Origin of the sequence: Castellaniella sp. (assembly GCF_036379515.1) — a bacterium.
Taxonomy (GTDB): domain Bacteria; phylum Pseudomonadota; class Gammaproteobacteria; order Burkholderiales; family Burkholderiaceae_B; genus Castellaniella.
In genome coordinates this window covers 79,343-90,691 of record NZ_DASVGN010000032.1, presented here as the reverse complement: position 1 = coordinate 90,691, position 11,349 = coordinate 79,343, and the positions used below count along the sequence as shown (strand labels likewise).

The window sequence follows — 11,349 nt, the reverse complement described above, 5'->3', positions numbered from 1 at the left end:
ACAACGCAATATCATCTGGATCAAAGCGTAGCCGTGGCCGCTTGCCGTGATGCTTATCGCCTACATAGATCACGGGCGGCAGATCGCCTCCACTGCTAACGCGGTTGTAAATGGTCTGCAAAGCCAGCCCCAAAAGCGGGGCCGCCTGTGCAGCGGTGAGGAGTGGCTGAAGGCCGATAGCTGGAGAGCGGTTCATGTAGGTTCCAGGGTTAGCAACCAAGTCGGCTGCTTTAGGTATAGCACCTGGATACCGGCACCTACTTTGAGCTCACGTTCGCGGCACAGCTCCTTGGCACAATTGGCACAATCGGCCCAGTAAATCGGGGTAAAATTCGGGAACGCTGGGTATGGAAAAGCGTGTGTTTATGCGGTTCTTCGTGTTTCCCGCTAGGTGCCAAAACGCATTCGCAATGCGAAGGTCGGGAGTTCGATCCTCCTCGTCTCCACCAGAACAACCGCCTGACAGTTCTCTGTCGGGCGTTTTGTTTTGGGCGATCCTCTCTACTGAACTTCCACTCCCAAAATGCGTCCAACCTATAGTTGGACATTTCGAGGTTGAGTCACCACCGACGCCGACCCCTCAATACGTAGCCTACGCCAGCAGGTCACCCAGCCCCACGTCTGGAGAACAGCCGTGAGCAATCGCATTCAAGAAACAGGGCACAACCGTTCTGAATTTGTCGAATCGCTGGCAGACTATTCGCGCAAGCAGCAAGCCCAGCAGTGGGAAGGCACATTCAGCGACTATCTGCGCACCATCGTCGCGGACGACCCTGCGCGAGCCGCACGATCCAGCCACCAATACATCTGGGACATGATCTCCTGGCAAGGCCTGGAAACCCAAAAGCTAAGTGGCACCACACGCTACAAGCTGTTCCAGGACGAGTTATTCGGCATCGATCAGGCGCTCGAGCGCGTGGCCAATTACTTCAAGGCGGCCAGTGAGGGCTCTGAGGTGGGCCGCCGCTTGCTACTTTTGCTGGGGCCACCGTCCGGCGGCAAATCTAGCCTGGTGACATTGCTCAAGCGTGGCCTCGAAGCTTATAGCCATACAGACGAAGGAGCGCTCTACGCCATCCAGGAAAGCCCGATTCAAGAGTCGCCACTACTTCTGATTCCTCACGGCAAGCAGGCAGAATTCAAGGAAACCTACGGTGTTGCTCTCAGTGGCGAAATGTCACCCTTCACCCGTGCCCTGCTCGACGAGAAATACCAGGGGGATTTCGCGCGTGTGCCTGTGCACCGTATCTTCATCGACGAGGCGGGCCGCAACGCAGTAGGAACCTACGCACCACACGACCCCACGACGGCTGACATTGCAGACCTCGTAGGCTCGGTCGACCTGTCCAAGGTTGCTGAATACGGTGACGAAGGCGATCCGCGCGCGTGGTCGTGGTCCGGTGCCGTCTATGCCGGTAATCGCGGGCTTCTGGAAATGATCGAGATCCTGAAGGTCAAGCGCGAGTTTCTGTATCTGTTGCTGACCCTGACGCAGGAACAGGTTGTCAAGGTCTCGCGCTTTCCACTGATCTATATCGACGAGACCATCGTGGCGCATACCAACATGGCCGAGTTTCGCCGCTTCCTGCAAGAGAAGGAGAACGAGGCCTTGCTCGACCGGATGGTGATCGTGCAGGTGCCCTATACCCTGTGCTACACCGATGAAGCCCGCATCTACCACAAGCTCACCTCGTCGACGCCATCGTTTACGCAGGTTCACCTGGACCCGCACGCGCTGCAAGTAGCAGCCGTCTTTGCCATTCTGACCCGGCTGAAAACATCCGAACGCGCCGATCTGGATCTGAGCAAAAAATTGCGTATCCACGCTCATGAGGCCGTCGAGGGGGTTTCAGACGCCGAGGCAGAACGCATCATGCGTGAACAACCCGACGAAGGCATGGACGGAGTGTCACCCCGCTTCATCGTCAATGCCCTGGCCGGCGCCATCAGCCAATCGGAAAGCAAGAGTCTGACTGCAATGGAAGTGCTGCTCGCGCTCAAGGACGCCATCGAGCTCGATGCACGCATGGACGCCAAGCTCAAGAAACAATGGACGGATTTCCTCGTCACCACCCGCAAGGACTTCTACAACCGCTGGGTCAAGGAAGACGTCCACAAGGCGCTGTTCGTATCATTTCAGGACGAGGCTGAGGAGCTCCTGGACAAGTACCTCGATGAAGTCGAAGCCGTGCTGGAAAGCCGCAAGATCGCCGACCCGATCACCGGGGAAGAACGCGACGCCGACGAAAGATTTCTGCGCAGCGTGGAAACCAAGATCGGCATTTCAGACTCCGGCAAAACCTCATTTCGGCAGGAAATCGTGCGCAAAGCGCTGGCAGCCTACAAGCGAGGGGCCAAATTCACGCTGGCAGAGCATGCTCGGCTGAGAGAAGCCATAGAGCAGTACCTGTTCGAGGAGCGCCGCGACGTCTTGCGTCTGGTCACCTCCAGCACACGAGCTGACACCGAAACCCTGAAAAAGATTTCGGCAGTCGAAGAGCGCCTGGTCAACGATTACGGCTACGACGCACACAGTGCGCACGAAGCGCTCAACTACGTGACCACATTGCTGGCGCAAGAGTAGTCAAGGCATGCAAGGTCGTCATCATGACCAAGCCCGCTTATCGGCAGCTGTCCAACCTGGCGCACGCACACCGTTGGTATGACCTGTTCTCGCGCGGTGCGCGCGACTGGCTGCGACATAACGAAAAAATACGAGAGGCAGTCCGCGATCAGCTTCCGGAGATGATCGCAGGAGCCGACATCCTGAGTCGCCCCTCCAGTCACACCGTGCAGATCCCGGTTCATTTCCTGGAGCACTACCGGTTCCGGCTGAGTCCACGCAATGAGGAATCCGGCGTCGGTCAGGGAGGTGGGCGGCCCAATGACGTCTATCAGCAAGACCAGGGGCAAGGCAATGGCCACGCTGGTGCCGGGGGCGGCGGGGGGGGCGAGCTTCGGTTCCTGATCGAGCTAAAGATCGAAGACATCGTGGACTGGATCTGGGAAGAACTGCATCTGCCCGACCTTAAGCCACGGACAAGTGATGCGCTACGCGACGAAGATCTCGTCCGGGAAGGCTGGAGCCGGCACGGTCCCATTTCTCGGCTCGACCGGCGCATGACACTCAAAGAGGCCATCAAGCGTCGTCATGCTCAACCAAAGGGCGCTGCTCCGTTCTCGGATGAAGATCTGAGGTTTCGTCAGCTCGCCAGGCGCCAGCGCCCTGCTACCGATGCGGTGGTCGCCCTGGTGCTGGACGTCTCGGGGTCCATGGATGAAGAGCGCCGCAAGCTCGCCAAATCGTTCTTCTTCTGGGTCGTGCAGGGGCTGCGCAGGCAATACGACAGCACATTGGAAATCATCTTCATCGCGCACACCGACCAGGCATGGGAATTCACCGAAGAAGAGTTTTTTCAAGTAACCGCCACCGGGGGAACCACGGCCTCCAGTGCCTTCCAGTTAGCCTTGGACATTTTTGACAAACGTTATCCAACCCGCCGCTACAACCATTACCTGTTCTACGCCTCAGACGGCGAAAATTTCGCCGATGACAGCGACCTCGCAGACAAACTGCTGTGTCGGCTGGGCGACACCGTGAATTTCATGGGGTTCGTGGAAACGCCCCAGAACCCCCACGAATCAGGGCTGTCCGAAATGGGGCGCCTGTTCCAATCGCTGGAGTCGCGCAACTATCCGGCCAGCATCTACACGGTGCACGAACGCAGCGACGTCTGGAACGCAGTGCGGCGCTTCTTCCAGCGCGAATCTGCCGCCCTCACAGATCGGGAGGCCTGACATGCGCGCCGCACATCCCCAAGAGCTCGAGACGCTAACCCACTACATGCCCAAGATCGAAAAACTTGCCCTCCGCGACGGGCTGACCTTCGATCCGGTGGACTTTGAACTGGTCCCCAATACCTTCATGATGGAAGTGGCCATTTACGGACTGCCTATCCGCATGCCGCACTGGTCGTTCGGCGTACGCTACATCCACCAGCACGTGCAGCATCGCATGGGGGGCTCCCACATCTTCGAAGTGGTGTTTCCCGGCAATCCCAATCGCGCCTACCTGGTTACCGACAACGGCCTGGCCCAGAATGCGCTGGTCACGGCTCACGTGCTGGGGCATGCCGACTTTTCAAGAAACAACGCGCTGTTCGCACGCATGCAACAACAAGTGGGTTACCACATCGTTACCGAGACTGCAGAACGCGCTCACCACATCCAGACGGCCATTGAAGAACACGGACAAACCCGCGTCGAGGCCGTGCTCGATGCAGCGCTTGCGTTGGAGCAGCATATTGATGCGGATCAACCCATTCACCGGCCGGATTACCCCACCCACAGAAAGCCCAGTGCCGGCAGACCTACCGGATTCCGTGCACGCTACGCCGCATTGCCCGGCGAGCAAGCCCCCCCGGTGCCGCAGCGCCAACGTGCTCCCATTCCTCCCTACCCCGAATCCGATCTTCTCTGGTTCATCGCGCGCTACGCGCCCGACATGGAAGGCTGGGAACGAGACATTTTTCTGGCTGTGCGTGAAGAATCTTTTTATTTCTACCCTGTGTTCGCCTGCCAGATCATGAACGAAGGCTGGGCCAGCTACTGGCACGCCCGACTGCTGCGAGAAGCCAATTTTTTACCGAACGACCTTTACCTGGAAGCCATCAAGTCCCATTCCGACGTGATACGGCCCTACGCCACGGAAAAAGAGGTCTCTCTAAGCCTGAATCCCTATCACATCGGCTTTTCGATGTGGGAACACATCATCGAGAAAGAAGGCTTGGACACCGCTCTGCGTATCCGCGAGGATGAAGACGATTTCAGCTTTATCCGCAACCACTTGGATGAGGCCCTGGTCGAACAGTTGCAACTGCTCAATTATCGCGTCACGGACGACCCCAATACGGGCACTCGCGTACAAATCGAAGAAAGCACGCTGAGTACGCTCAAGGAGCGGCTGATCGAACCCAAATTCAATTTTGGGGCGCCTCACGTCTACGCCGTCGACCTGAGCAACGATGGCAGCCTGCTGTTACGCCAGGACGCCGTAGCAGACGGCCGGGGCCTGGACCTGGAACGGGCACAAAAGGTACTGGAATACATCGCCCCGGTCTGGCGCCGTCGGGTCGCACTGGAGACCGTGGATGCCAAAGGCAGCCCACAGACGCTCACGGCCGGGTGAACCGCGGCCTGGGCACCGGCCGCCCTCAGGATGCGAGCAGGCGTAGATTGACATTGAAGGACTGAAAGCACAGACTTTTGCCTTAGCTCGAGTGTCCTGCCGAGTGTTGAATGCTGTCGCCACACGAGTCGCAACGCACTTTACAAAGCAAACTCATCAGGGGTTGAAATGGCTACCGACAGCAACGAAGCACCACAGTGCACGGACCGCTGCTACCCGGCGCTGACCCGCCGGGCAATACTCCAGGGGATCGGGGCAGCCGGGCTATCAACGATACTTACCGGCCACAGCGCACTTGCAGCCGAAGCACACGCCACGAACCGCCGCAGGCTAAAGGTTGTAGCCAAAGACTATGCCTTCGAACTGCCCGGAAGCGTCCCCTGCGGCTACACAGAGATTACCCTGTACAACGAGGGTTCCGAAGAGCATCACGCCATGTTCATGCGGCTGAATCCGGGCACGACAGTTGCGGAATTCATGAATGCGGCGAAGCACGAAGACCTTCCAGCACTGTTTGCCATATCATCGTCAGCCGGCGGCCCGGGCAGCATCGATCACGGCAAGGCCTCCACTGTGATCATGGATCTGACCCCGGGTGAATACATGGTGATCTGCATTGTCCCTGACGCACAGGGCATGGCCCACTACAAGATGGGCATGCTGGCGCCTTTGACGGTGACGGGCGTGGCAAAGGCCGAAAGCACCCCGCGGGCAGATCTCACCATCGACCTGCTCGACTTCTCCTTCAGCAACCTGCCACGGCAAATCAAAGCGGGCAAGCACCTTTGGAAAGTCGTGAATACCAGCCCGCAGCTGCACGAAATGATACTCAGCCGCCTTGCACGAGGCATTTCCTTCAATCAAGCCAAGGCAATTCTGATGGCCCCTCCGCCATCGGCCAAAGCGCCTGTACCGTCAGTACCATTCGTCGCTGTCGCAGGAGCTGCCCCGATGAGCCCTGGCGCCATAAACTGGGCCATGCTGGACCTCCAGGCAGGGGATTACTTTGCCGTTTGTTTCGTGCCCGATACCAAGACTGGGAAGCCACACTTCGAGCTGGGCATGATCGCGCCGGTCACGGTAGGGCTTTGAGCCTCAGTGAGGACCTCCAAGGTGATACATTGCACATCTTTCATGAGCATACCGGCCCTCTGCTGAGAACATAGAGGCCTGCTGAGGAGGCTCGGAAGTCGCCACCATCGGCAACAGGCCCTGCAGCCTTTCTCTAGCGACTGGCAAGATAATCGTGCACCACCTCGCCCAAGCCCAGTGTGAGGTCGGTCAAAATGTGCACCGCACCGACGACTTCCAGCACCGGCAGACGCGCCACGGGCGCCAGCGCATGTTCAAAAAGCTGCAGCGCAGCCGGCCCCTGCCAGGCGCCATGGATGGTCACGTCATGGCAGCGATAGCGCACGAGTTCGCAGACCCGTGGCGTGCAATCCACATGCGGAATGATCTTCAGCAAATAGTTGTCACCCGTGACGGCCGCCAGCGCCTTGTCCTCGTCGAACGGGCGATGCTTGTAACCCATGGTGCCGATCGCTACTCGGATACTGCCGTAATCCAAGGTCCCGATCAGCACGTCTTTGTCAACCTTCAGCGACGGGTTGGCGAGCTTCTTTGGAAAGCCCCAGATTTCGCGTCCCCCCGCAATCGGGGCATCGTCATTGAGAAACATGTTGTGAGAGTAGGTGCCCTGCTTGCCCTGATATGTCACCGGGATCACCTGCCCGGACTCGGTGTAGTCACCAAACCCCGTCGAATCAGGCATGCGGATGAACTCCATCTTGACGATGTTTTCTCCGGCCGGTTGAAGCGGCGCAGGCACGACCGCGTTCAACAAGCCCGGGTCCGTTCGATAGCTGATCACCAGAAACTCCCTACGCATGAAACGATAAGGCCCCCGAGGATAGATCGGACTGGTAAGCGGCATGGCCCACGCATTGGCACGGACATCTTTTTCATTCATTCCAAATCTCCTGTCGGAATAGGCCAGCCCCCCCACCGAACCACGACACGCGTCGATGACGGACTGGACACTCAAGGGCGGCAAGCACGCATCGCACGACAACCGTTGCACAGATGACACGCCCTGCCATAAAGATGGACCAAGATATGGGAAGACAGTTCAATCTCGCCTGCTCAAGCAGCAGGCCGGCGATAAAATATTTAGATAGGCTAAGTAATTAACTCCATGACTGCTTTCTCACCCGATCCCTCCAAGGCTGACGCCATCGGAGCCAGGCTTCTGGATGTTGTCGTGCGCCTCAATCGCTGGGCCAACCACCACACGGCCTGGCCCCTTCCGCCTGCACAGGCGCGCGTTCTATCGCAAATCGACGGACTGGGCACCACGTGCATCAGCGACCTGGCGCGGGCAGAACACTGCAGCCAGCCTACCATGACGGCCCAAGTCCACCGATTGCAGCAACAGGGCTTCATCCAGCGCACCCCATCCAAAGAGGACGCACGCGTCACCTGGATCTCCCTCACGGGCCAGGGACACGAGGTGCTGACACGCGTGCGAAGCGATCGCGCCGCAACCATCGAATCCCTGATTCACCAACTCGGCACGCACGACCAGCAGGCATTGCGAGAAGCGGTGCACGCACTTTCACAATTGCTGGCGGCGGCCTATCCGCAGGCAGCCTCTTCACAGGACCCCCGAAAACCATGAATTTGTTGCATCAACCCAAAGCCGTACTCGCCGTGGCCTTCTCCTGCGTCATTGCCTTCATGGGGATCGGGTTGGTGGACCCCATTCTGAAGCCCATCGCAGATTCGCTCGGAGCCACACCATCCCAGACGTCGCTGCTGTTCACGAGCTACATGGCAGTCATGGGTCTGGCCATGCTGATCACCAGCGCCGTGTCCAGCCGCCTGGGCGTCAAGCTGACATTGCTCATTGGGCTCCTCGTCATCATTGCCGGTGCCGGTCTCGCAGGATTGTCCGATTCCATCGGCGCCATCGTTGGCTACCGCGCCGTCTGGGGCCTGGGCAACGCTCTTTTTGTAGCGACGGCGCTCGCCGCCATCGTCTCTGCCTCACGGAGTTCGGTGCGCGACGCCATCATCTTCTATGAGGCGGCACTGGGCGTCGGCATCGCCGCTGGTCCGCTCATCGGCGGAGTGCTGGGCGCCATTTCGTGGCGTGGCCCATTCTTTGGCGTGTCCGTCCTGATGGCACTGGCGTTCATCGTCACTGTACTCCTTCTGCCCAAGTCGACCACAAAACCCAAGCCCAGTTCGCTGAAGGACCCTTTTCGCGCCCTCCGCCACCGAGGTCTGCTGGGCATTGCCATCACGGCACTGCTCTACAATTTCGGTTTTTTCACTTTGCTGGCCTACACGCCGTTCCCGCTGAACATGAGCGCTCGCGAAGTCGGGCTGGTGTTCTTCGGCTGGGGGCTTGCTCTGGCATTTGCGTCGGTCATCGTCGCCCCTCGGCTTCAGAGCGTTTTTGGCACGTTGCCATCCATCCTCCTCGCCCTCATCGGTTTCGCTGCAGTCCTGATGGCCATGGCGATCTGGACTGACGAGAAGGCGGTCCTGGTGGCCGGCGTGGTCGTGGCAGGCCTGTTCCTGGGCATCAACAATACCTTGGTGACGGAAACCGTCATGAAAGCTGCGCCCGTGGAGCGCGGCGTGGCTTCGGCTGCCTACAGCTTCGTGCGTTTCAGCGGGGGCGCCATTGCACCCTGGTTGGCAGGCTATCTGGGTGAAACGATCAATGACCACGTCCCGTATTGGGTTGGCGCCGCCGCCGTGCTGCTGGGCGCTTCTGTGCTGATAGCAAGCCGCAAGCACCTGCGCCACATCGATCACCAGCCAGGCCATGAGATTCCACTGAGCACTAGGCCCGCTGCTGCGTCAGCCCTCGCCACAGAGCACGCCTGAACGGGCCGAATTGCAGGGGAGCGCCGAGGACTCAGGACTACGGTAAGGATGGTTATTGGCCCGACGACGCCTTGCGAGCTGCGCGCTCGGCTTCAGTTCGTGCAGTCACGTCACGAGCCATGGCCACCGCACCTACCGCCTGCCCTGCGGGGTCCTTGACCAGCGCAAAAGTCATCTCGACGTAAAGCCGACGCCCGTCCTTACGTAACCCTCGCGTCAGCGTGGGGCGCCCACCCAGCTTGAGCTGACCCCGCTCCATGGCAGCGTCGAACCCTGCCCAATGGGCATCTCGCAAATGCTCAGGGATGATCAGGTTCAAATTCTGGCCAATCGCTTCTTCTTGAGAAAAACCAAACAGCAACGCCGCCGCCGGGTTCCAGCGGCGAATGTCGCCCGCTCGGTCGGCATAGATAAGCGCATCCGTCGTCTGATCGATGATCCACTCTGCCAATCCTGCTGCTTCCGCCATTACCACCCCTCGCCCGGTTCCCGGGCACACTGTCATAACCACCGGATTCTCTTGAACCTCCAGTACAGCAACAAGCACACGCCCAAGGTGCCCCCCAGCATGGCTGGGTAACCGTAAGACCAGCTAAGCTCGGGCATATCGTGAAAGTTCATGCCGTAGATGCCCGCGACCGCAGTGGGTACAGCCAGGATGCCAGCCCACGCCGCCAACTTGCGAGTAATGTCAGTCTGCTGCATCTGACCAATCATCATGCTGGCCTCGAAGGCAAAGGCCAGCGCCTCACGCAAGCCCGAGACCGATTCTGTCACACGTTGAATGCGATCGCCGATTTCGGCAAAATAGGCGCGGCTTGCCACTCCGATGTTGCGAGTTTCCACATGTGCCATGCGGCGACAGATTTCGGTGAGCGGGGCAATTGCCGCCTGTACCCGGAGCAAATCACGCCGATACCGGTACAGGCTTCGGATGTCGGCTTCGCGAAAGCCGCGCAGTAAAAACTGATGCTCTACCGCCTCGACCAGGGCCTCGAGGTGCTCGAGCGACTCGACATACCGATCCGCCAACAGATCCAGCAAGGCAGAGGCGACAAAATCACTGCCACGGCCTTGAAAATCTGGCGATTCCGTCAAAAGACTGCGCAGTTCGCCGTAGGAGCTCTCGGAACGCCGGCGGATGGTCAAAATGTACCCCGGTCCTATCCACAACTGCAGCTCGCCGAAACTGGGCCGCTCACGACTCACCTCAACCGGAATCGCGACAATCAGGGTCAGTTGATCGTATTCCACAATTTTGGGTCGACGATGCACGGCCAGTACTTCTTCTGTGGCCCGCCCAGGGAGCCCCAAACGATCGCCGACCTCTCTCAGCAAGGCATCCTCAGGGTCCTTGAGCCCCACCCACAACAAGCCCTTGCAGGCAGTCGCCGCTGAGCCAAGATCGTTCAGATCAACGTCACGTGGGCTTCGGTCTGCATCGTAATGGGCCGAGGCCACCGCACACCGTTGGAAAAGAGTTCGAACTGACACACTCGAAGGCATCTTGAGCTCCTAACGAGGGGTCAGTCCCTGCAGGAGTTGCCCCAAGTTGCCGGGCAACTGCGTGGGCTGCGCCGGCAAGCTCAAGGTGCCCGGCGCCGGCGCCGCCGACGAGATACGCTCGACCCGATACTGGCCTTCGTACGCCAGAAGCCCCATGCCGCGCTGATTGAGGGCATCCAGGACCTGTTGCGTACCACTGACCGGCTGACGGCCAGCACTCTGCAGCAAAATCGCCATATGGCCTAGAACCTGCGTCAACTCGCGAACTGTCGCCTGAGACCCCAGCACCCCTCGCCCGGTATGCGTGCGGCCTTGCACGTCCCGATACGTCACGCTGTAGACGTCTCCGGGCTGCCCCGCCACGGTTTCATGCGCACCGGTGGCCGCAAGCCGCGTCAGCGATTGGATCATGTCGGTTGAGGTATGCAAGCCGCCGCCCAGCAGACCCGCCGCACTCTGAGCATCAAGTACCAAGGGCTGACCATTGACGTTTGTCACTGAATAGACCCGGTCTCCTTGCAGCAACAAATACCCACCCTGGGTGCCCGAGATATCGACACGGGCATCGGCCCCCGCGAACGACACGGTGACCGTTCGATCCCCCGTCTTGACCGTGGCCACGCCGGCAGCCCACGCTCCTGTGGACGCCATACAACACACCATCAGCACACCACTCGCCACCCAGCGCATGCACGCACTCCAAAAAATTTAGATCGGGCCTCAACAATAGCGGCTCAAACGACTTCGAAGCAAGC

The 11,349-nt window shown here is 59.3% G+C and carries 11 protein-coding genes; 6 read left to right on the top strand and 5 right to left on the bottom strand.

The genetic code is table 11. The annotated features are described in order from the left end of the window. The coding region (locus tag VF285_RS11755; protein WP_346952814.1) for a helix-turn-helix domain-containing protein at positions 1-196 on the bottom strand (196 nt) is incomplete at its 3' end. Positions 197-634: 438 nt separating this feature from the next. Between VF285_RS11755 and VF285_RS11750 the strand changes: the two genes are divergently transcribed. The 4 genes from VF285_RS11750 (at position 635) to VF285_RS11735 (ending at position 6,280) form a co-directional block, all read left to right on the top strand. Beyond that, the gene (locus VF285_RS11750) at positions 635-2,584 is read left to right on the top strand and encodes a serine protein kinase (RefSeq protein ID WP_346952813.1); all 1,950 of its coding nucleotides are present in this window, start codon (positions 635-637) and stop codon (positions 2,582-2,584) included. 23 nt (positions 2,585-2,607) lie between these two features. Beyond that, positions 2,608-3,798, top strand: coding sequence for a DUF444 family protein (locus VF285_RS11745; protein WP_346952812.1), 1,191 nt, complete (start codon positions 2,608-2,610; stop codon positions 3,796-3,798). A gap of 1 nt (position 3,799) precedes the next feature. Continuing rightward, complete coding sequence (locus VF285_RS11740) at positions 3,800-5,188, top strand: SpoVR family protein (protein WP_346952811.1); 1,389 nt, start codon at positions 3,800-3,802, stop codon at positions 5,186-5,188. Positions 5,189-5,356: 168 nt separating this feature from the next. Then, entirely contained in the window at positions 5,357-6,280 is a 924-nt protein-coding gene (locus VF285_RS11735) for a hypothetical protein (protein WP_346952810.1), read from the top strand. A gap of 133 nt (positions 6,281-6,413) precedes the next feature. Here the strand turns inward: VF285_RS11735 and VF285_RS11730 are convergent, their stop codons facing one another. After that, entirely contained in the window at positions 6,414-7,160 is a 747-nt protein-coding gene (locus VF285_RS11730; RefSeq protein WP_346952809.1) for an acetoacetate decarboxylase, read from the bottom strand. A 225-nt stretch (positions 7,161-7,385) separates the two neighbouring features. On the opposite strand from VF285_RS11730, the gene VF285_RS11725 reads away from it, so the two are divergent. Further along, positions 7,386-7,868, top strand: coding sequence for a MarR family winged helix-turn-helix transcriptional regulator (locus tag VF285_RS11725; RefSeq protein WP_346952808.1), 483 nt, complete (start codon positions 7,386-7,388; stop codon positions 7,866-7,868). Next, positions 7,865-9,088 carry an MFS transporter gene (locus VF285_RS11720; RefSeq protein WP_346952807.1) on the top strand — a complete coding sequence of 408 codons (1,224 nt, stop codon included), beginning with the start codon at positions 7,865-7,867 and terminating at the stop codon, positions 9,086-9,088. Before VF285_RS11725 ends, VF285_RS11720 begins: the two co-directional genes overlap by 4 nt. Positions 9,089-9,140: 52 nt before the next feature. Here the strand turns inward: VF285_RS11720 and VF285_RS11715 are convergent, their stop codons facing one another. From VF285_RS11715 to VF285_RS11705, 3 genes are read right to left on the bottom strand one after another with little or no spacing between them, the layout of a single operon-like run. After that, positions 9,141-9,557 (bottom strand): PAS domain S-box protein, encoded by a 417-nt coding sequence (locus tag VF285_RS11715; protein ID WP_346952806.1) that lies wholly within the window; start codon positions 9,555-9,557, stop codon positions 9,141-9,143. Between the two features lie 32 nt (positions 9,558-9,589). Further along, positions 9,590-10,594: a magnesium and cobalt transport protein CorA gene (locus VF285_RS11710; RefSeq protein WP_346952805.1), complete on the bottom strand. Its 1,005-nt coding sequence runs from the start codon at positions 10,592-10,594 to the stop codon at positions 9,590-9,592. 9 nt (positions 10,595-10,603) lie between these two features. Continuing rightward, positions 10,604-11,284, bottom strand: a complete 681-nt coding sequence (locus VF285_RS11705) for a hypothetical protein (RefSeq protein ID WP_346952804.1) — start codon at positions 11,282-11,284, stop codon at positions 10,604-10,606. Between the last annotated feature and the right edge of the window lie 65 nt (positions 11,285-11,349).